Annotated in this window: 21 protein-coding genes and 1 pseudogene; 11 read left to right on the plus strand and 11 right to left on the minus strand. The window is 74.8% G+C overall.

Annotated elements, in window-relative coordinates; genetic code table 11:
- Window positions 1-28: 28 nt before the first annotated feature.
- Window positions 29-199, plus strand: a pseudogene (locus Q3W68_RS20635) (DUF6510 family protein); the annotation flags it as partial.
- Here Q3W68_RS20635 and Q3W68_RS20640 read toward each other — a convergent pair.
- Both Q3W68_RS20640 and Q3W68_RS20645 read right to left on the minus strand, forming a co-directional pair.
- Window positions 125-1,927, minus strand: a complete 1,803-nt coding sequence (locus tag Q3W68_RS20640) for a glycosyltransferase (protein ID WP_302907006.1) — start codon at window positions 1,925-1,927, stop codon at window positions 125-127. The pseudogene Q3W68_RS20635 and the gene Q3W68_RS20640 sit on opposite strands and share 75 nt — an antisense overlap.
- A gap of 220 nt (window positions 1,928-2,147) precedes the next feature.
- Window positions 2,148-2,804: a C39 family peptidase gene (locus tag Q3W68_RS20645; protein WP_302907007.1), complete on the minus strand. Its 657-nt coding sequence runs from the start codon at window positions 2,802-2,804 to the stop codon at window positions 2,148-2,150.
- Window positions 2,805-3,306: 502 nt separating this feature from the next.
- On the opposite strand from Q3W68_RS20645, the gene Q3W68_RS20650 reads away from it, so the two are divergent.
- Window positions 3,307-3,852: a GNAT family N-acetyltransferase gene (locus Q3W68_RS20650; protein WP_302907008.1), complete on the plus strand. Its 546-nt coding sequence runs from the start codon at window positions 3,307-3,309 to the stop codon at window positions 3,850-3,852.
- A gap of 10 nt (window positions 3,853-3,862) precedes the next feature.
- On the opposite strand, the gene Q3W68_RS20655 is transcribed toward Q3W68_RS20650, so the two are convergent.
- Window positions 3,863-5,296, minus strand: coding sequence for a M20/M25/M40 family metallo-hydrolase (locus Q3W68_RS20655; protein WP_302907009.1), 1,434 nt, complete (start codon window positions 5,294-5,296; stop codon window positions 3,863-3,865).
- A gap of 100 nt (window positions 5,297-5,396) precedes the next feature.
- Between Q3W68_RS20655 and Q3W68_RS20660 the strand changes: the two genes are divergently transcribed.
- Window positions 5,397-6,695, plus strand: coding sequence for an NAD(P)/FAD-dependent oxidoreductase (locus Q3W68_RS20660; protein WP_302907010.1), 1,299 nt, complete (start codon window positions 5,397-5,399; stop codon window positions 6,693-6,695).
- Window positions 6,696-6,720: 25 nt separating this feature from the next.
- Here the strand turns inward: Q3W68_RS20660 and Q3W68_RS20665 are convergent, their stop codons facing one another.
- From Q3W68_RS20665 to Q3W68_RS20675, 3 genes are all read right to left on the minus strand, one after another.
- Window positions 6,721-7,803 carry an AI-2E family transporter gene (locus Q3W68_RS20665; protein WP_302907011.1) on the minus strand — a complete coding sequence of 361 codons (1,083 nt, stop codon included), beginning with the start codon at window positions 7,801-7,803 and terminating at the stop codon, window positions 6,721-6,723.
- Between the two features lie 38 nt (window positions 7,804-7,841).
- Window positions 7,842-8,630: a spermidine synthase gene (locus Q3W68_RS20670; protein WP_302907012.1), complete on the minus strand. Its 789-nt coding sequence runs from the start codon at window positions 8,628-8,630 to the stop codon at window positions 7,842-7,844.
- 71 nt (window positions 8,631-8,701) lie between these two features.
- Window positions 8,702-9,673 (minus strand): DUF2267 domain-containing protein, encoded by a 972-nt coding sequence (locus tag Q3W68_RS20675; RefSeq protein WP_302907013.1) that lies wholly within the window; start codon window positions 9,671-9,673, stop codon window positions 8,702-8,704.
- Window positions 9,674-9,856: 183 nt separating this feature from the next.
- Here Q3W68_RS20675 and Q3W68_RS20680 point away from each other — a divergent pair, with 183 nt between their 5' ends.
- The gene (locus tag Q3W68_RS20680) at window positions 9,857-10,171 is read left to right on the plus strand and encodes a hypothetical protein (RefSeq protein ID WP_302907014.1); all 315 of its coding nucleotides are present in this window, start codon (window positions 9,857-9,859) and stop codon (window positions 10,169-10,171) included.
- An 86-nt stretch (window positions 10,172-10,257) separates the two neighbouring features.
- Here the strand turns inward: Q3W68_RS20680 and Q3W68_RS20685 are convergent, their stop codons facing one another.
- Together Q3W68_RS20685 and Q3W68_RS20690 are read right to left on the minus strand one after the other, a co-directional pair.
- Window positions 10,258-10,605, minus strand: coding sequence for an STAS domain-containing protein (locus Q3W68_RS20685; protein WP_302907015.1), 348 nt, complete (start codon window positions 10,603-10,605; stop codon window positions 10,258-10,260).
- Between the two features lie 43 nt (window positions 10,606-10,648).
- On the minus strand, window positions 10,649-10,993 hold the full coding sequence (locus Q3W68_RS20690; protein ID WP_302907016.1) for an STAS domain-containing protein: 345 nt from the start codon (window positions 10,991-10,993) through the stop codon (window positions 10,649-10,651).
- 255 nt (window positions 10,994-11,248) lie between these two features.
- Between Q3W68_RS20690 and Q3W68_RS20695 the strand changes: the two genes are divergently transcribed.
- The 5 genes from Q3W68_RS20695 (at window position 11,249) to Q3W68_RS20715 (ending at window position 15,597) form a co-directional block, all read left to right on the plus strand.
- On the plus strand, window positions 11,249-13,009 hold the full coding sequence (locus tag Q3W68_RS20695) for a PP2C family protein-serine/threonine phosphatase (RefSeq protein WP_302907017.1): 1,761 nt from the start codon (window positions 11,249-11,251) through the stop codon (window positions 13,007-13,009).
- A complete protein-coding gene (locus Q3W68_RS20700) occupies window positions 13,006-14,052 on the plus strand; it encodes a B12-binding domain-containing protein (protein WP_302907018.1) in 1,047 nt (348 codons plus the stop codon). Before Q3W68_RS20695 ends, Q3W68_RS20700 begins: the two co-directional genes overlap by 4 nt.
- Before the next feature lie 75 nt (window positions 14,053-14,127).
- Window positions 14,128-14,475 carry an STAS domain-containing protein gene (locus tag Q3W68_RS20705; protein WP_302907019.1) on the plus strand — a complete coding sequence of 116 codons (348 nt, stop codon included), beginning with the start codon at window positions 14,128-14,130 and terminating at the stop codon, window positions 14,473-14,475.
- Between the two features lie 71 nt (window positions 14,476-14,546).
- Window positions 14,547-14,993: a response regulator gene (locus Q3W68_RS20710; RefSeq protein ID WP_013285990.1), complete on the plus strand. Its 447-nt coding sequence runs from the start codon at window positions 14,547-14,549 to the stop codon at window positions 14,991-14,993.
- A gap of 118 nt (window positions 14,994-15,111) precedes the next feature.
- Window positions 15,112-15,597, plus strand: coding sequence for an ATPase (locus Q3W68_RS20715; protein ID WP_302907020.1), 486 nt, complete (start codon window positions 15,112-15,114; stop codon window positions 15,595-15,597).
- A gap of 11 nt (window positions 15,598-15,608) precedes the next feature.
- Here the strand turns inward: Q3W68_RS20715 and Q3W68_RS20720 are convergent, their stop codons facing one another.
- Window positions 15,609-16,355, minus strand: a complete 747-nt coding sequence (locus Q3W68_RS20720; RefSeq protein WP_302907021.1) for a hypothetical protein — start codon at window positions 16,353-16,355, stop codon at window positions 15,609-15,611.
- A gap of 449 nt (window positions 16,356-16,804) precedes the next feature.
- On the opposite strand from Q3W68_RS20720, the gene Q3W68_RS20725 reads away from it, so the two are divergent.
- On the plus strand, window positions 16,805-17,743 hold the full coding sequence (locus tag Q3W68_RS20725) for an endonuclease/exonuclease/phosphatase family protein (RefSeq protein WP_302907022.1): 939 nt from the start codon (window positions 16,805-16,807) through the stop codon (window positions 17,741-17,743).
- A 4-nt stretch (window positions 17,744-17,747) separates the two neighbouring features.
- Here the strand turns inward: Q3W68_RS20725 and Q3W68_RS20730 are convergent, their stop codons facing one another.
- Both Q3W68_RS20730 and Q3W68_RS20735 read right to left on the minus strand, forming a co-directional pair.
- On the minus strand, window positions 17,748-18,176 hold the full coding sequence (locus Q3W68_RS20730) for an OsmC family protein (protein ID WP_013285994.1): 429 nt from the start codon (window positions 18,174-18,176) through the stop codon (window positions 17,748-17,750).
- A gap of 79 nt (window positions 18,177-18,255) precedes the next feature.
- A complete protein-coding gene (locus tag Q3W68_RS20735) occupies window positions 18,256-19,203 on the minus strand; it encodes a serine/threonine-protein kinase (RefSeq protein ID WP_302907024.1) in 948 nt (315 codons plus the stop codon).
- A gap of 139 nt (window positions 19,204-19,342) precedes the next feature.
- Between Q3W68_RS20735 and Q3W68_RS20740 the strand changes: the two genes are divergently transcribed.
- The gene (locus Q3W68_RS20740; protein WP_302907025.1) at window positions 19,343-19,558 is read left to right on the plus strand and encodes a hypothetical protein; all 216 of its coding nucleotides are present in this window, start codon (window positions 19,343-19,345) and stop codon (window positions 19,556-19,558) included.
- Window positions 19,559-19,574: the final 16 nt, after the last annotated feature.

A 19,574-nucleotide genomic window follows, 5' to 3' on the forward strand; every position in this document is an offset into this window, starting at 1 on the left:
GACCGACCTGTCGTACCTGGACGGCAACATGCTCGACGGGCCGCTGCGCGAGTTGCTCGCCGTCGACCTGAGCGCCACCACCGGGCGCTGCGACACCTGCGGGACGACCGGCCCGATGGCCGGGCTACACGTCTACTCGCACGCCCCGGGCCTGGTCGGGCGCTGCCCTGCCTGCTCCGGGGTGATGGTGCGGCTGGTCCGCGCGCCGCAGCGGGCCTGGCTGGACCTGCGCGGCACCACGTACCTCCAGGTGCCCATGGCGGCCGAGCAGGGCTTCCGCGCCGCCCCCTGACACCTGCACCCCGGCCGGGCCGCGCCCCGGCGTCGGCGCCGCGGCTGAACCGCGCCGGCGCAGCCGCCCGACCAGCTGCCGCACAGTCACCGGCACCACGGAGAGCACGAGCTGACCGTTGCGGGGGTCGACGGTCGCCGCCACCCCGTACAGCCGGGCGCCGTGCCGCAGCAGCCGGGGCCGCCCGGCGGCGAGCCGTGGCGCGCGCACCGCGGCCCCGCCGCGCCCGTGCCCGCCGTCCACCTCGGCGCGCACCGGGTGGCGCTGCCCGCCGGCGGCCAGGAGCCGGTCGAGCGCGAAGTCCGTGCGGAGCGTGCGCCCGGCCGGATCGCCGGCGTCCATCCGGGTGGCGCCCACGACCGGACCGGCCAGCATCCGCACCGGCCCGGCCTCCGTGGCGAACCGGGGGTACGGGCTGCGCGTGGTCACCGTCAGCGTGTGCCCGTCGGCCCAGCTCACGTCGACGGCGTCCAGCCGCGCCAGCCAGTCGGCACGCACGTCGGTGACGTCGGTCCACCGCGCCGGGGCGCCGGGATAGCCCGCGTGCCACCGGCCACCGGCGAACAGCGTCGCCGGTACGCCCCGGCCGCTGTCCTGCTCGATGACCGCCAGCAGGTCGTCGACGCCGCCCGCGGTCACCGCGCCCAGGCGCAGCCGGGCCTCGATGCCGAGCCCGTCCCGCAAGCCGTCGGTGACGTGCCGCCGCACCAGCCGGCCGACCGTCGCGTGCACCCGCTCCTGCGCGGCCCGGTCCAGGTGCCGGAAGTCGTCGCCGACCAGGTTGGCCAGCTCCAGCGCGACGTGGCGGCGCAGCACCGCGTCCCGGCGCTCCCCGGCGGGGATCAGGTCGGCCACGTACGCGAACAGCCGCTCCACGCTGACCAGGCGCTGCTCGATCCGGCTGTGGTACGTGATGTTGCGGGCGTCCAACCGGCGTACCGCGTGGTAGTAGTCGTAGTCGGCGAGCACCGAGATCCGCCGGGCGTGGTAGCAGGCGGCGAGCGTGAACGGCTGGTCGCTGAGCACCGGCATGTCCTCCGGGAACCGCAGCCCGAGCCGGTCCACCAGGTCGCGCCGGAACAGTTTCGTGTTCGCCAGCGACCACGGCAGCGCCGAGTCGAACAGGCTCACGTCCACCGCGTTGCCGCCGGCGAACACGTCGGAGAAGACGTGCCGACCGTTGACACCGACCGCCCGGCCGAGCACCACGTCCGAGCCGTACCGGTCGGCGGCGGCGACCAGACGTTCGAGCGCCTCCGGGCCGAGCCGGTCGTCCGAGCCGAGGAAGAAGACGTACCGGCCGGTGGCCAGGTCCAGTCCCCGGTTGCAGGGCGCCGCCGGGCCACCGGAGTTGGCCTGGTGGACCACCCGCACCGTGCCGGGGTGCTTCGCGGCGTACCGGTCGAGCAGGCGGCCGCTGCCGTCGGTGGACCCGTCGTCCACCGCCACGATCTCCATCCGGTCCGGCCCGATGGTCTGCCGCAGCACGGAGTCGAGGCAGGACCGCAGGTAGCGCAGCGTGTCGTAGACCGGCACGACGACGCTCACGTCGGGGCGGCTCGTCGCGGGTGGGCGGTGCGCGGTCGGTGGGCGGTGCGCGGTCGGTGGGCGGTGCGTCGCCTCCTCGGCTGCCACAGCTGCTCCTTCGCGGTCGCCCGGACGATCCGGCGCGACCCAGAGTGGTGGAGCGACTCGTCGGGGCGACGACACCGGCGTGACGGCGAGGTGACCGGAAGGCAGCCGTTGGATACGCGCGAAAGGGCCCGGCCCCTGTGGTGGGGGTCGGGCCCTTCCGGTGCATGGCCTCGCGCTTGGCTGGTGTTTTCTTGCTCTGCAGCCGTGGGTGCGGTGGGTCTTAGCTGGTGCTGTAGCCGCGGGTGGCGATCCAGTCGGCGAGGTTGTCGATGCTCATGCGGTAGGTGGCGGTGTTGGGGTCGGCGCTGTCGGCGATGGTGACGGTGTGGCCGTCGTCGCGGTAGCCGATGACGCTGATGTAGTGGCCGCCTTCGAAGGAGTGGGTGGTGCCGTCGGTGTCGGTGGCGGTGCCGGCGATGTTGGCGACCACGGCCCGGCCGGCGTCGACGGTCTTCACCACGTCGGCGCGGAGCTTGTCGGTCTGCTTGTCGTCGGCCTTGGGGGTGCTGATCTCGACGGACTTGTAGGCGTCCTTGGTGCCGGTCTCCTTGTTCAGCACGGGGGTGATGTCGTTGATGCTGTTGGTGCCGGCCTCGGTGGTGCCCATCTCGGCGGCCATGGCATGCACGTCGATGTTCTTGCCCTGCACGGACAGGGCGTTGCGGGCGGCGGCGGGGCCGCAGAAGTAGAAGTTGGGCTGGGCCTCGTAGCGCACGTCCAGCTCCCGCTCACCGTGACCCTTACGATCCGCCACGGCGGTGGTGGTGCCGGTGGTGGGGGCGGCGTGGGCGGCGATCGCGGGGCCGGCGATACCTCCGGCGGTGGCGGCGATACCGGCAGCGGTCAGAACGGTCTTGCGCAGCAGAGTGGTAGCCATGATGGTTGCCTCCCTGAAGTGGGGGAAAAGCGCGGCGGGGGATGCCACGCGAGGGGGAAAGTCTTGGGGTGCCCGTCGAAAAGGGCTGTGGCGCGGGCGACCCGAGGGGGCCTGCTCCGCGGCTCGGGGATGTAACGACGTGCGCACCGGGGCCATTCCCGGTCGGGCGCTCGGCCCTGGTGCCTGGGCGGTCAGCCATGTACAACGCCCCGCGCCCGCCCCCGATTCCGCGCTCACGATGGCACCGACCACAGCCCCGACCCACCAGCGAACCGGACACCGCGCACCAAACCGTCGCGCCGTCGCCCGGGCGGACTGCACCACTGCGCGATCTTGCACTTTGGGCCCCGACGAGACCCCGCAAAACGGACATCTCGCGGGCGTCAAGTGCAAGATCGCGGGAGCGTCGGATGTCGGCCGCGGGCGTGCGGGGCGTTCGTTTCGCGGCGGGGCAGTGCACCCCGGGTGCGGCGGAGTGGGGGTGGTGTCCGAGAGTGGTGCGGTGCGATATCTGCGCAGTGACGGACGCGTCGCCATCCGCCGTCCCCGTCCGGCCGACGAGGCGGAGTTCGTCGCCGCCGCCCGCCGCAGCCGCGACCTGCACCATCCGTGGCTGTCCGCGCCCGATGACGCGCAGCGGTACGCGGCGTACCTGCGCAAGATCCGGGCGCGGGACAGCTCCGGGTTCCTGCTCTGCGACCGGGAAACCGGCGAGATCGCCGGATACGCGAACATCAGCGGCATCGTGCTGGGCGCGCTGCGTGGCGGTTACCTCGGATACGCCGCGTTCCGCCCGTACGCGGGCACCGGGCACGCCTCGGCCGGGGTGCGGCTGGTGATCGAGTACGCGTTCGGGCCGCTCGGTCTGCACCGGCTGGAGGCGAACATCCAGCCCGGCAACGAGCCGTCGAAGCGGCTGGCGCGCCGGCTCGGCTTCTGGCTGGAGGGGTTCTCCCCGGACTACCTGTTCATCGACGGCGCGTGGCGCGACCACGAACGCTGGGCGATCACCGCCCCGGACCGGGCGGACCCGGTGCCGGAGCGGTGACCGGGCGGCCTCAGCTGCCGGGCTTCGGGAACGCGACCGGGCTGCGGTGCCCGTCCCGGTCCACCGCCCGTACGCCGAAGAACACGTTGTCCTTCGACAGGTCGATCGTCACCTCGGTGACGTCGCCGACCGGCAGCACCTTCTGCCACCGGTCGGCGGTGGTCTCCCGCCACACCACCTCGTACCCGGCCAGGTCCGGCTCGGGCCCGCGCTGCCATCGCAGCGTGGTGTCGTTGGTCAGGTTCGTGGTCACCACGGTGACGCCCTTGGGCGTGCCCGGGGCCTGGGCCAGCGACCACAGCGTCGCGGCGTTCACCCGCGCCACCCGGGTGATGTAGCCGAAGTCGCAGAACTCCGGCAGGTCGCCGTACTGCACCCCGTCGACGACCCGGACGTCCTGGTGCTGGTGGGCGAAGTCCTCGTTGGGCTCGGTGAACCGGCCGGCCGGCCAGCCCTCGCGCAGGAACGAGATGTGGTCGCTGCCGCGCAGGTAGCGGTCCCGCCGGTAGATGACGCGCACGTCCATGCCGGTGGCGGAGTTCTCGGCCACGTCGGTGACGAACCGGGCGAGCTGCCGCGACGGCGAGTCGTTCTCGCCGCCGACTGACTGCCGCACGCTCGCCTCGGCCGGGGTCTCGGCGGTCGGCACGCCCTCGGCGAACAACCGCACCGTACGCGGGTCGCGGGTGCCGTCGTCGGCGGTGCTGGACCCGACGATGTCGTTGCTGAACATCGCCTGGACGTCGGCGCCGGCCGCCTTCAACTGCGCCGCGAGGTACGCCGAGCCGTACAGTCCCTGCTCCTCGGCTGCGACGGCGGCGAGCACGATGGTGGCCTCGGTGCGGCGGGTGGACAGCACCCGGGCCAGCTCCATCACCACCGCCACGCCGGAGGCGTCGTCGTCGGCGCCGGGCGCGTCGCTGACCGCGTCCATCACGTCGGTCGCCCGGGAGTCGTAGTGGCCGGTGATGACGTACACCCGCTCGGGCGTGACGTCGCCGCGCAGGGTCGCCACCACGTTGGTGATGGTCGTCGGGACGGGGATGCGGGAGGCGGGCTGCTGCACGTACGACTGCAGTTCGACGCTCATCCGGCCGCCGGACGCGGCCGCGTACCCGGAGAGCTGGGCGTGGATCCAGTCGCGGGCGGCGCCGATGCCGCGTACCGGATCGGTCTGGCTGGACAGGGTGTGGCGGGTGCCGAACGCGGCGAGCCGGCGCACGACGGCCTCGATCCGGCGGCTGTCGATCTCGCGCAGCAGCGCGGTCAGCTCCCGGTCGGGCCGCTGCGGCCGGGCCGGACGGCCCGGGCCCGGGGGAGCGCCGGTCGCGGCGGCGGCCGGGGCGGCGGTGAGCGGGGTGGCGACGGCCGCCGCGGAGGCGGTGAGGAAGGTACGCCGGCTGGACCTCGTGGGTCGACCCTCGGCGGTCTCGTGGTTTCCCATCCCGGCATCCTCGCGCCGATCACGAGGAATGTCCATATAGCTGGTGATGGATGGATCATGGCCACGTTTGTCGTAGGTCTGCCCGGGAACGGCAGAAGGCATGACGAAACCACGGGTGGTGATCGTGGGGGCCGGGTTCGCCGGGTACCACGCGGCCAAGACGTTGCGCCGGCTGGCCCGCGGCCGGGCCGAGATCGTCCTGCTGAACACGACTGACTACTTCCTGTATCTGCCGCTGCTGCCCGAGGTGGCGGCCGGTGTGGTGGAGCCGACCCGGATCGCGGTGCCGCTCGCCGGCACGCTCGACGGTGTGCGCGTGGTGGTCGGTGAGGCCGACCGGGTCGACCTGCAGAACCGGTGGGTCGGCTACCGCTCCATCGAGGGCGAACACGGGCAGCTCGCGTACGACCGGCTGGTGCTCAGCGTCGGCAGCGTCAACAAGCTGCTGCCGATCCCCGGCGTGACCGAGTACGCCCACGGCTTCCGCGGCCTGCCCGAGGCGCTGTTCCTGCACGACCACGTGGTCCGGCAGATCGAGCTGGCCGAGCTGACCGAGGACCCGGCCGAGCAGCGCGCCCGCTCCACGTTCGTCGTGGTCGGCGCCGGCTACACCGGCACCGAGGTGGCCGCGCACGGGCAGCTGTTCACCGACCGGCTGATGGCCCAGCGCCCGCACCTGAAGGTCCGGCCGCGCTGGATGCTGCTGGACGTGGCGCCCCGGGTGCTGCCCGAACTGGACCGGCGGATGTCGGTCACCGCCGACCGGGTGCTGCGCAAACGCGGCGTGGACGTGCGGATGGGCACGTCGGTCGCCGAGGCCACCCCGGACGGGGTGATGCTCACCGACGGCGAGTACGTCCCGACGTGCAGCCTCGTCTGGTGCGTCGGCGTGCGTCCCGACCCGTTCGTGGCGGAACTGGGCCTGCGGACCGAGAAGGGCCGCCTGGTGGTCGACGAGTTCCTCAACGTCCCCGGCTACCCCGAGGTCTTCGCCTGCGGCGACGCCGCCGCCGTGCCCGACCCGACCCGCCCCGGGCAGGTGTGCGCGATGACCGCGCAGCACGCCCAGCGGCAGGGCAAGCTGGCCGCGCACAACATCGCCGCCTCGTACAGGCAGGGCGTGCGCAAGTCGTACAAGCACCACGACCTGGGCTGGGTGGTGGACCTGGGCGGCAAGGACGCGGCGGCGAACCCGCTGAAGGTGCCGCTGGCCGGGCTGCCCGCCAAGGCCGTCACGCGGGGCTACCACCTGCTGGCCATGCCCGGTAACCGTCCCCGGGTCGCGGCGGACTGGGCACTGGACGCGACGCTGCCCCGGCCCGCCGTGCAGCTCGGCCTGGTCCCGGCCAACGCGGTGCCGCTGGAGAGCGAGTCACCGGAGTTGGCCCGCCGCCGCTGAGCGACGCGCACCCGCCGGCCGGCTCTCACCCGCCGGCCGGCGGCCGTTCCGCCGGTTCGCCGTCGGCGGGCCGCGGCAGGGCCAGCCGGCCGGCCGGTACGAACTCGCGCAGCAGCACCTGCACGACGCCGGCCGCGGGGATCGCCAGCAGCGCACCCACCAGCCCGGCCAGCTCGACCGACAGCAGCACGCTGACCAGCACCGTCAACGGGTTCAGCCGGACCGCGCGGGCCATGATGACCGGTTGCAGCAGATGGTTCTCCACCTGCTGGTAGACGACGAAGAAGACCAGCACCACGATGCCGGCGGTGGGGGAGTGCAGGAACCCCGCGCCGGTCGCGGCGATCGCACCGAGCGTGGCGCCGACGAGCGGGATCAGGTCGAACACGGCGACCGTCAGCGCGATCACCGCAGCGAACGGCACACCGAGCAGGAACAGCACGACGAACGTCAGGCCGCCGCAGATCACGCTGATCAGCAGGTTGCCGCTCAGGTAGCCGGTGACGATCCGGGACGAGTCGCGCCCGATGCGCCGCAGCCGCGCCGCCGGGCCGTCGCCGGTCAGCCGCAGCGTGGCGGCCACGATCCTCGGCGCCTCCAGGACCATCAGGTACGCCAGCACCACGACGGTGACCAGGCCGGTGACGGCCTCCGCCACGCCCCGGACCACCCCGACCGTCGGGTCACCGAGCCGGGCGCCGAACCGGCGGAGCTGGCCGGGTTCGGCGTACCGGAGCAGGTGGAAGCGCTCCAGCAGCCGCCCGAGCGGTCCCTGCCCGGCCTGCGCCTCGCGCACCAGCTCCGGCGCCCGGTCGGCGAACCGGCCCACCTCGTCCACAAGCGGCACCACGATCAGCGCGCCGACGGCGGCGAACAGTGCGAACGCGGCCAGGAAGACCAGCAGCGTGGCGAGCGCGCGGCGGCGTACCCGACGTTCGAGACGGTCCACGAGCGGTTTGAGGGCGACCGCGAAGAACACCGCCACCAGCCCCCACACCAGCACGCGCCGGGTGGCCCAGACCAACGCCAGTCCGACCAGAGTGGCGAGGACCAGACCGATCACGATCAGCGTCCGGCGCGCGGTGGACCGGTCCTCGGCGGCGCTCATCCGGCGCGGCTACCCGCGACGCCGCCGAGGAAACCGGCTCAGGCCAGGTCGGCGTCGGTGACCGGGAGAGCGCCGGCGGCGAACGCGTCGAGCGTCGCGGCGTGCAGCAGGGTGCCGGGCACCGGGTCGGCGGCGACGCGGGTGACGAGCCGGCCCACCGGCAGCCGCCCGGCGGCGGGCGAAGCGGCCAGCACCACGTTGCCGTACCGGCGGCCGCGCAGCATCCGCCGGTCGGCGACCAGGCACACGTCCGCGAAGACCGCGCGCAGCGTGGCCACCTGCGCCCGGGTGTGCGCCAGCGGCGGCAGGTCGGTGAGGTTGATCAGATAGAGGCCGTCCGGGCGCAGCACCCGCGCCGCCTGTGCCGCGAACTCGAGCGCCGCCACCTGGGGCGGCATCCGGGCCGCCCGGTACACGTCGGCCACCACCACGTCGTACGCCCCGGACGGCTCCCCGGCGACCGCCTCCCGGGCGTCGCCGAGCGCCACCACCACCTCCGGCGGCAGCGGCGGCAGCTTCCGCCGGACCAGCTCGACCACGGCCGGATCGCGCTCCACCACCCGCTGCGCCGAACCGGGCCGGGTGCGCGCGAGCCAGCGCGGCAGCGTGAGCGCGCCCCCGCCGAGGTGCAGCGCGGTCAGCGCCGCGCCGCGCGGGGCGGCCACGTCGATCGCGGCGGCGATCCGCCGCACGTACTCGAAGTGCAGGTACCGGGCGTCGGCCACGTCCACGTACGACTGCTCGACCCCGTCGGCCAGCAGCGTGCGCCCGGACGGGCGGGCCGGGTCCACCACGATCTCCAGGGTCTCGGCGTCGTCGTGATCCACGGCGGCACACGGTACCGCGCGGCCACGGGTGGCCCCGGCCCGCGGGGGACCGGAGCCGTCCCGCCGCTGGCTCAGCCGGCCGCCATTCCGGCGCCGGCCTCGTCGACTGCCGCGTCCACCCGGTGCGCGAGGTCCACGTCCGCCGCCGTCACGCCGTCGGCCTGCTGGGTCCGGACCGTCAGCACGGCGTTGTCCGGGTCCGGCCGCCCGATCTGCGGCGACCGTCCGACGTCGGACTTGAGCCGGTCCAGCCGGTCGAGGACCCGGTCCAGGTTGCCGCCGGGCAGCTCGATCGTGCGCACGAGCGACCGCCTGTCGCTGGACCAGTAGGGCAGCGTCGCGAGCGCGTCGCGCAGCTCCGCCTCGGTCAGCGGCGCGGTGGCCGAGGACGCGCCCACCAGGCCGCCGCCGAAGTCGGCCGGTCCGAGCAGGTCACGCAACTCGTCCGGTACGCGCAGCGACTCGACCAGATCCGCGTCGGCCGCGGCGAGCGCGGCGAGCGTCGCCTCGGCCTGGTAGCGCGCCTGCTCCGGGGTGAGGCGGCTGTACCGGCCGACCTCGGCCAGGAAGCCGGGCAGGTCGCGGCGGCGTTCCAGGCCGTGCACCGGCACCACGTCGTGCAGGGTCAGCGGCACCGCCTCCAGCAGCCGCTCCCGTTCCGCCTCGTCCAGCGCCCGGGCCAGGGCCAGCACGGTGGCCTCCGCCGCGACCTTGGCCGCGGAGAAGTCCACCCCGGCACGCCGGCTCACGTCGTCGACGAGATCCCGATAGCCCATCGAGACCCCGGGGGACGGCGCCGGGTCCGGCAGCGGACGCGGACGCTCCGCGACGGCGACCGGCGGCGGCGCGGGCCCACCCCGGGTGCTGTCCGGCTTGCGTTGTCCGGCCGGCGGCGGGCCGGACCGGTCGTGCTGGTCCAGCGAGGTGACCTGCTTGGACGCGCTCAGGCTGGCGCCGATCTGGCTCGGCCGCAGCCCTCGCTCGCGGGCCTCGCGGGCCAGGGCCCGGCGGCGCTGGTTGTCGCCCTCCATCTGCTTGCGCATCGTCGCACCTCGTTCCTGGGTCGGTTGCGCTTGCGCCGACCGCGTTCCCGGCGCTGCCGGGAAGGTAACGGCGGGCCGCCCGGCGGACGCTTCATTCGCTGCGGGTGAGGAGCGCTCACCCCGGCGGGCGGCAGGCTCGGACGGACCGGACAACTTCCGACGCACGCGGAAGGGCAGGTCGACATGAAGCGGATCGTGGAGATCGTCCCCGCCCGTCCGGGCTGGTACGCCCGTTGGCGGATCGGCCCGGACGACACCCGTTCCTACCCGGTGACCCTCTGGGCGCTGCTGGAGCACCACGACGGCAGCGGACGCGAGGTGGTCGGCGTCGACTGTGTCGGGCAGTGGCCCGGGGCGGACGACGACGACATGAGCGGGGACTTCGTCCGTTATCTGTTCCAGACGCCCGATTCCGGCGCGCCGGAGGACGTCGAGCCTCCGCCCGCGGGGCAGTCGCGCGGCGGGGCGCCGCACCGGCAGGCCGCGCCCGCCGCCTGAGCCATCCTCCCCGGCCCCCGGCCCCTGGTCCCAGGGTCGGGGGCCACCCCTGTCCGCCGGCCGCTCAGCCGCCTCGCGGGTGCGGGTCAGCCCACCTCGCGGGCCCCGCCGGCCAGGTCGCGCGGCGGCGCGGCGAGCAGTTCGGCCAGGCCGGTGCGGTCCAGCAGGTGCCGCACCTGCGGGTTCAGGTTCAGCAGGCGGATCGCTCCGGTGCCGGCCCGGTGGATCACCACGAGCGCGCTCAGGCCGGAGGAGTCGCAGAGGTGCACCCCGGCGAAGTCGAGTTCCAGCTCCTGGTGGCCGTCGCGGCGCAGCTCCGCCACGGCCTCGACGAGCTCCGGCGCGGTGTCGAAGTCCAGCTCCCCGGCCAGCCGCATCCGGGCGGAGCCGGCGCCGAGCCGGTCCACCTCGATGGTCAACATCTCGGAGGGCACGTAGCCATGTTCCCAGCCGGGCACGGCCGGGAAACCCCCGGGGTCACGCGGACGCGGCCGTACCCGGTAGCGGGCGGACGGGCGCGTCGTCGACCGGCGAGCGGTCGAGCAGGCCGGTGACCCCGGTCAGGTCGAGGATCGTCTCCAGGAAGCGCGGGACCGCGCGCAACTCGATGGCGGTGCCGGCCTGCTGGCCCTCCCGCCAGGCGTGCACGATCACGGACAGGCCGGTGCTGTCCATGAACTGCAGGTCGCCGAAGTCGAACACCAGCGTCGTCGGACGCGCGGTGAGCAGCCGGTCGATCGCGGCGCGCAGCGGGGCGGCCGTGGCGTACGCCAGGTCGCCGCCGACGACGACCACCGGAACGGCCGGGTCGGATCGATCCACGGAGATGCTCAGCGGGCTCGCCTCGGGCCTTCTCCGTTGAGGAACCACGTCACGCCTTTCCGCGGGGCTGCCGGCCGGGAACCGGGATGACAGGATCGTAACAACAGCGGCATCACCTCGCTGGGCGCGTGAGCGGGCCGGGAGCGCCGTGAGGTGGCGGTCCCGGCATACCGGCGTAGGGTGGGCGATGAGACGTGACCACAGGCGCCAGGTCCGGCGCCCCCGGGTGCCGACGAGGAGAGTGGGGCTCAGCTGGTGACTGCTGCCGACGTCAGGGGTGCCGACCCGGGCGACGGACGGATCTCCACGCCGAGTGCCGCACGGGCTCGGGCGTGGTCCGCCGCCGCGCCGGCGCCGTCCGCCCTGCCGCCGCTGGCAGCCGACCGCGACCTCCCCGTGCCGAACTGGTCCGAGGTGGTCGAGCACTTCCGCGAGGGCCTGGTCGTCTGCGACGCCGACGGCGTCGTCCAGCACGTGAGCCCGGTCGCGGAGCGGCTGATCCCCGAGGTGACGCCCGGCGAGCTGCTGGCCGCCGCCGGCCCGGCCCCGCTGGGCGGCGACCGCCCGGCCGAGTTCACCCATCACGGGCGGCGGCTGCGCGTACGCCCGGTCGCGTTGTCCCACCGCCGGCGCTGCTGGTACGTCGACGACGTCACCGAGAGCGTCAGCCGGGCCGACGCGCTGCTCGCCGAGCGGGCCCGCTCGGCGTTCCTCGCCGTGGCCGGCGAGAAGCTCGGCAACCCGCTGCACCCGGACCGGGCCGCGGCCGCCGTGGTCCGCCTGGCCGTGCCCACGGCGGCCGACGTGGCGGTCCTGGTCCTCGCCCCCCGCTCCGGCCGCGCCCGCTGGTGGCGGGCGGTACGCGCGGACGACCGGTCGCCGGTGGTGGACAGCGGAGTGCTGTCCGCCGCAGCACTCCCGGCGGCCATCGGGGCGGGCCTGGACGGTGCCGAGCCGCACGAGCTGGACTGGCTGGTCGAACAGGCCGCCGAGGCGGGCTGGCTGCCCGGCCTCGACGCCTCCGGTGCGAGCGCCCGGGTGGTGCCGCTGCCCGGTCGGGAGGCGCCGGCCGGGGCGTTGCTGGTGGTCCGGCGGGCCGACCGCTGGTACGACGAGGCCGACGTGGACCTGGTCCGCGCGTTCGCCGCCCGGGCCGGCGCGGCGCTGACCACCGCCATGCTCTACCGCGACCAGGCCGAGGTCGCCGACACGTTGCAGGCCAGCCTGCTGCCGGTCGAGCCGGCTCCCGCGTCCGGCGTGCAGTGGGGCACCGCGTACCGGCCGGCGCAGGCCGGGCTGCGCATCGGCGGTGACTTCTACGGCTCGCACCGGCTCGCCGACGGCGGCTCGGTCTTCTTCCTCGGCGACGTGTCGGGCAAGGGCGTGGAGGCGGCCGTCTTCACCGGCCAGCTCCGCCAGTGCCTCCAGGCGCTGCACCGGGTCGAGACCCAGCCGGGGCGGCTGCTGAAGCTGCTCAACGACGCGCTGCTGGAGACCACGCAGGCGCACGGGCAGGGCCGGTTCGCCACCATGGTGCTCGGCGTGGCCCGGCCGGACCGCGACGGCGGCCTGACGCTGACCCTGGCCGGCGGTGGGCACCTGCCGCCGCTGGTGTTGCGGGAGTCCGGCGAGGTCGAGGCGGTGGCGCTGCGCGGCATGCTGATCGGCGTGGTGCCCGACCCCCGCATCGGCGAGGTGACGGTGCAGCTGGCGCCGGGGGAGACCTGCCTGTTCTACAGCGACGGGGTGACCGAGGCGCGGGGCGGGCAGCGCGGTGACGAGCAGTTCGGCGCCGAGCGGCTGCTGAATGCGGTGACCGGCTGCCACCGGATGCCCGCACCGGCGCTCGCCGAGCGGGTCGAGCAGGTGACCTGCGACTGGCTCGCACACGGCGACCACGACGACATCGCGGTGCTCGCGCTGCGGGCCACCGGCCCGGCCGGGCGGGCGCCGCGGCACCTGCACGCGGTGCCGGACCTGGCCGGGACCGAACGAACGAAGGAGTTGTCCGCGTGACCGTGCCGACCGTCGAGGCCGACCCGGGCCACGCCTTCGCCCGCTATCTGGAGTGCCTGGCCGACGCCGACGAGTCCGCCGCCGTGGCGGTGGCCCGTGGGCTGCTGGAGGCGGGCGTGCCGGCCGAGCGGGTGCTGCTGGACCTGGTCGCTCCGGCCCAGGCCGAGGTGGGCGACCGCTGGGCCCGCAACGAGTGGAGTGTCGCCCAGGAGCACGCCGCCACCCACATCAGCGAGCGGGTGGTGGCCGCGGTGGCCGCGTACGCCGATCCCCGCCCGACCCGGGGGCGGATCGTGATGGCCTGCATGGACGGTGAGTGGCACGCGTTGCCGGCGCGGCTGGTGGCCGAGGTGCTGCGGCTGCGCGGCTGGCAGGTCGTCTTCCTCGGCGCCAGCGTCCCGGCCGCGCACCTGGTGTCCTACCTGCACCGCTACGACGCGGAGGCGGTGGCGCTGGCCTGCGCCCTGCCGATGCGCCTGCCGCACGCCCACCGGATGGTGGAGGCGTGCCGCCGCTCCGACGTGCCGGTGGTGGTCGGTGGCCGGGGCTTCGGCGACGACGGCCGCTGGGCCCGCGTGCTCGGTGTGCCGTGGGCGCCCGACGCGCCGGCCGCGGCGGACCTGGTGGCCGACGAGCGGGCGTTGCGCGAGGCGCCGCCCGCGCGGCTGGACCACCTGGCCGACGACGAGTACGCCAGCCTGGTCAAGCGGCGCGGCGAACTGATCGACAGCGCCCTGGCCGACCTGCGGGAACGGGTGCCCTCGACTGCGGACTACACGCCCGCGCAGCTCGACTCCACGATCAGCGACCTCGGCTACATCGTGGACTTCCTGGCCGCCGCGCTCTACGTGGACGACGCGACGCTGTTCACCGCGTTCGTCGAGTGGCTGGTGGAGATCCTCGTCAGCCGCGGGGTGCCGGCGGGCGCGGTGGGGCTGACGCTGGAGCACTATGGACAGCAGCTGCGCGACTTCCCGCGCGCGGCCGCCTTCCTCGACCGGGGCCGCGCTCTGGTGGGCGGGTTGTCGGCGGCGGGCCGCTGACGGGCTCCGGGGCGGCCTTCGCATATACTTGCACCACTGCAAGGGTTTTCTGTGGTGGGAGCGAGGGGGGCCACTGTGACGTTCACCGTCACGTACGCCCAGCGGGACGGGGGCGGCGTCCGCCTCCGGCTGGCCGGCGAGCTCGACCTCGGCACGGCCGGAGAGTTGAACTCGACCATCGACCGGCTGGTCGCCGACGGGCACCGTCAGCTGCTGCTCGATCTCACCGAACTGACATTCTGCGACTCCAGCGGCATCGGGGCCTTCGTCCGGGGCGACAACCTCGTCGCCCCCGACGGCGGCTGGCTGCGGCTCACCGGGGCGACCGGCCGGGTGGCCCGGGTGCTCCAGGTGACCGGGCTGGCCGAGGTGCTCGACCACGGCCGCGACACCGCCGACCCGACCGCGCCGGCCGCCTCCTGATCCGGTAAATTTCCCCGCCAGCAGCCGGCCGTGCGGCCGGACGCCCTCCTCATCACGAAGCAGGTAAACCGATGGGTCAGACCAGTCCCAGCCCCGTTCGCATCCTGGTGGTGGACGACGACCCGGGTGACGTCCTGATGATCGAGGAGGCACTCGCCGACTCGGACGTCGACAAGGTCATCGACGTGGTCGCCGACGGCCAGGAGGCGATGGAGTTCCTCCGCCGCGAGGGCCGGCACACCGAGGCGCAGCGCCCGGACGTGATCCTGCTCGACCTGAACATGCCCCGGATGGACGGGCGGCAGGTGCTCGGCGAGGTCAAGGGTGACGAAAGCCTGCGGACCATCCCGATCGTCGTGCTGACCACCTCGAACGCCGACACCGACGTGGTCAGCAGCTACACGTTGCAGGCCAACGCGTACGTGACGAAGCCGATCGACCTGGACGACTTCAACGACGTGGTGCGCCGGATCGACGAGTTCTTCGGACGGGTGGTCGTGCTCCCGAAGCACCCGTAGGGGCGGGAAGTCCGGGCCACCGCATCCTGAACATTTTGCGGGAACGGCCGCGCCCGGCCCCGCCCGGACCGCAGGATCGGCAGGTGGGGACGCACACCGGCTGCCTGGGGGGCGACGCATGAGGTTCTCGGTGGTGGAGACCGGCTACGACAGGCGTCAGGTCGACGCCTGCCTGGACGAGCTGAGCCTGCGGCTGGGGCGGCTGGCGGCGCGTGCGGAGGGCGCCGCGGGGGCCGGCCGGGAGTGGGACCAGATCCGGTCGGACGCCCTGCACCTGTGCGACTTCCTGCACCGCCGTACCGCAGCGGTCGAGACCGGCGCGTCCCGCCCGTCGGCCGCCGAACGGGAGGCCGCCGAGATGCTGGCGCAGGCCCGCGCCGAGCTGGAGGCCGCGCGCGAGGAGGCCCGCCGGTTGCGGGAGGAGGCGTACGCCGAGGCCGTGCGGGCGCGCCGCGAGTTCGAGGCGGCCCTGCTGGCACGCCGCCGCCGGGAGTCCCGGGTCGACGAGATCCTGGCCGGAGCGCGGGGTGAGCGGGTGGCGGTGGACACGCCCACCGCCGCGGCCAGCGTACGGCCCGGTGGCGCCGGCCGCAGCGCCGCCTGACCCGCGCCGGGTCAGACCAGCGCCGCCACCACGGTCGTGGCGCGTTCCTCGTGCCGGGCGTACGCGTCGGGGTAGGCGGACACCTGCACCGCCTGGGCGGCCGCGGTGACGCTCATGTCCTCCCAGCCCGGCACCTCACGCAGCGCGGCGTAGAAGGCGCGGGCCGCGTACGCCGGCCGCATGAGCTGGGCGACGGTGCCCCAGCCGCTGCTGGGGCGCTGCTGGAACAGCCCGACCGAGTCGTGGTCGGAGCCGCTGCCCTGATGCGGGTGGTCGAAGGACTCCGGCAGCACGTCGCTGGCCAGGTTGTAGAGGTTGCTCTCCTGCATGGCGGTGGCCACCGCGACGACCAGCGCCCGGCGGGGCATCTTCATCTCCCGCCCCACGTCGACGATGGCCTTGGCGTTGTCCATCTGCCGCTGGTCCAGGCCGGCGACCGGCCGGGGACGCTTGGGGCGTACGGGCTTGCGCGGCGGCTTCTTCGTCGCCGGGGTGGCGCTGGGCGTGGGAGCGGGTGGCGGCAGGGCCGCGGCGGCCGGTGGCGCGACCCGGATGAAGTCGCGGGAGGCGCGCTGGTCGGTGGCGGCCCGGTCGGCTACCGCCTCGCGTACCTCCAGGTGCGCGGGGCCGGTCTCGCCGACGCCGGCCACGCCGATCAGGCCGAGACAGCAGGTGACGCCGGTGGCCACCGCGATCCGGCCGGGTACGGACCGGGCGGGCCCGCGCCGGGGCGGTTCCGGGGCGCGGTGACGCCCCACCCTCCGTTCGGCTGATGCCGGGTCAATCGTTCGGCGAACCGGGCGGTTGGCGGGCAACGGCTGATGATCGGGGTGGTCGGGATGCACCCGCCGAGGCTAGAAAGCTTCCGGCCCTTTGCCATCGGGGTGATTGGTGGCATGCGCCACAATCTGCCGGATTCGCGGGTGGCATTAGGGGTGGGGGATCATGAAAACCGTCAACCTCGCGTACCCGGAACAAGCCTTATGTCGGTTTCGGCAGTGCGAAACGGACGGCCACCGAGGCGGCGGCGGCATGGGGGCGGCTCCTCCGTTCGGCCGAGGGTGCCCTGGTCGGGCGGCCCTCGCCCGGCGGCGGTCCGCCGACCCGCCGGGATCGACTGCTCGCGATCCGGCGGCTCCGGCGCCGGAACTGTGGATCATGGCGAGGCCGCCGCGTGGCGACCGGCGCGCTCGATACGATTCCGACGGTGACGCAGCGGATGGCCGACGAGCGCCCGCCCGGCCCCCGCAGCCGGCGCGGCACGATCCTCGTCGCCTGTGCCGTGCTGCTCGCGCTGCTGCTGGCCGGGCACCGGGCGGTGCCGAACGTCAACGGCCTGGGCAGCCTGGTCGACAGCGTCACCCCGTTGCTCGGGATCGCCGTACCGCTGCTCGCGCTCGCGGCGCTGCTGCGCCGCTCCCGGCCGGCCCTGCTGGCGGTGCTGCTGCCCGCGCTGGTGTGGGCCGGGCTCTACGGACGCGCGTGGCTGCCCCCGGCCGCCGGCGCGGACGGCACCGCGGTGCGGGTGGTCAGCCAGAACCTACGCGTGGGCAACCCCGACCCGGCCGCCACCGTCGGCGCGCTCACCGCCGACGCGCCGGACCTGATCGGGCTGCAGGAGGTCGCCGACGGCAACCGGGTGGCGCCCGTGCTGGACGAGCGCTACCCGCACCGGGCGGTGGTGTCGACTGTGGCGCTGTGGAGCCGGTGGCCGATCCGCGAGGCGCACGGCGTCGACACCGGGCTGGGCTGGGACCGCGCGCTGCGGGCCGTGGTCGCCGCGCCCCGGGGCGACCTGACCGTGTACGTGGTCCACCTCGGCTCCGCGCGGGCCGGGCAAACCGCCACCCGGGACCAGACCGTCACCGCGCTCGCCGACGCCGTGCGCGCCGACCCGGCCGACCGGCTGGTGGTGCTCGGCGACCTGAACACCGCCACCACCGACCGGGTCTTCGACCCGCTGACCCGGCTGCTCGGCGACGCCCAGGCGGAGGCCGGGCAGGGATTCGGGTTCACCTGGCCGGCGGAGCTGCCGGTCACCCGCCCCGACCACGTCCTCTACCGGGGACTGACGCCGACCGCCGCCGGGGTGCTGCGCACCCCGGACAGCGACCACCGCGCGGTCACCGCCGGCTTCCGCTGGTGAGCTCTCAGTGCCGGCCGTTCTCCGCCGGGGTCACGGTGAGCCGGTGCCGGCTCGGATCGCCGCTGGAGAACGGCCAGAGCCGGTCGGCGTACGCGACCAGGTCGGCCAACTGGTCCCGGGTCAGTCCCGCCGAGGAGATCTCGGCGTGCACGTCGGCCCGGTAACGGCCGTCGTCGTCGCGGCCCAGTTTCGCCTCGGCGGTCACCTGCACGGTGTGCGCCTCGTCGGTGATCTCCCCGGCCGCCTCCACCGCCGCGTGGTGCAGGCAGGAGGCGAACGCCGCGGCCAGGAGCTGCTCCGGCGTCAGCCCGGTGCAGTGCGGCGCCAGCGGGGACGCCAGGGCGGAGGAGAGCCCGCCGTCGTCGGTGCGTACGTGACCGCCCGCCGCGGTCGCCGTGGCCGTCTCGGCCAGCCAGGAACTCGGATCCGGCATCGCGTTCCTCCCGTCACTCAGCGACCGCGTTCCCGGACCCCGAGCGGCGAAACCGCGCCCGAGCATGCAGTACGTGTGCTCAGCCGACCCGGCCGCTCGGCGCGGCGTCGACGGCCATCGCCTCGGTGGCCTCGGCGGCGGCCCGGCTGGTCCACGGCGACACCTGCGGCGCGCGCTGGCGGGGCAGCACCGCGGTCATCGGCACGTAGACCCGCGCGTCCACCGCCTCGGCCAGCAGCAACGCGGCCATCGGGCTCGTCGGCCGGGCGGACGGGTCGGCGTCCAGGCAGCTCCGGCACAACTCGGCCACCTCGCCCGGCAGCCCGGGGATCTCCGGCAGCGGGCGGGGCGGCCGGCGGCGGCGCGACCCGAGCAGCTGGGTGGTGCTGCCGGCCTCGTACGGCAGCTCGCCGGTGAGGCAGTAGTACAGCAGCACGCCGAGGGCGTACATGTCGGCGGCCGGAGTGGCCGGCTGCCGGTCGAGCTGCTCCGGCGCCAGGTACGCCGGGGTGCCGACGACGACGCCGTCCGGAGTGCGGTCGGGTGCGCCGGCCGGGGTGGCGATGCCGAAGTCGAGTACCTTCACCCCGCACGGGGTGAGGATCACGTTCGCGGGCTTCACGTCCCGGTGCACGATGCCGTGCGAGTGCGCGGCGGCGAGCGCGGCGCACACCTCGGCGCAGACCCGTACCCCGATCCGCCAGTCCAGCGGCCCGCTGCGCAGGTGCGCGGCGAGCGTCTCGCCCTCGGCCAGCTCCATCACGATGTACGGCACCGGCCGCCCGTCCGGCAGCGTCGCGGTGCCGAAGTCGTGCACGCTCGCGACGTTCGGGTGCACCAGCCGCGCCGCCGAACGCGCCTCGTCCCGGATCCGTTCCACCGAGCCGGCGTCGCCGTCCAGGGCCGGCGAGATGAGCTTCACCGCGACGGTCCGGTCCAGCACGCGGTCGTGCGCGCGCCACACCTCCGACATGCCACCCAGGCCGGCCCGCTGTTCGAGCTCGTACCGCCCGCCCAGCGTCCTCATCGTCCACTCCTCGCCTCGTCCGGTGCCCCCCGGTCCCGCTACCCGACCCCGGAGCTGCGCAAACCGCCGAAGGTCCGCACCGAGGCGGGGTAGCTTCGCGGCGAGGGCGTCGACGGACGGAGGGCAAGCGGTGGCGGTGGTGCGCGTACGGTTCGTCGGCGGGCCGGCCGACGAGCTGACCCGGGAGCTGCCCGCCGGAGCGGACGGCGCGCCGCCGCCCCGGTGGGTGTTACGTCATCCGGAGGAGCCGGCCGAGGGGGTGGCCGACCACCTCTACGAGCGCGACGACCACGAGTCGCCGGGTGGCTGGACGATGCGGTACGTACACACGTTCCCGTTCGGAGCGACCGAATGAGGTCCCGCGGCGGCCG

The organism is Micromonospora sp. C28ISP2-4 (assembly GCF_030519385.1).
Classification (GTDB): Bacteria; Actinomycetota; Actinomycetes; order Mycobacteriales; family Micromonosporaceae; genus Micromonospora; species Micromonospora tulbaghiae.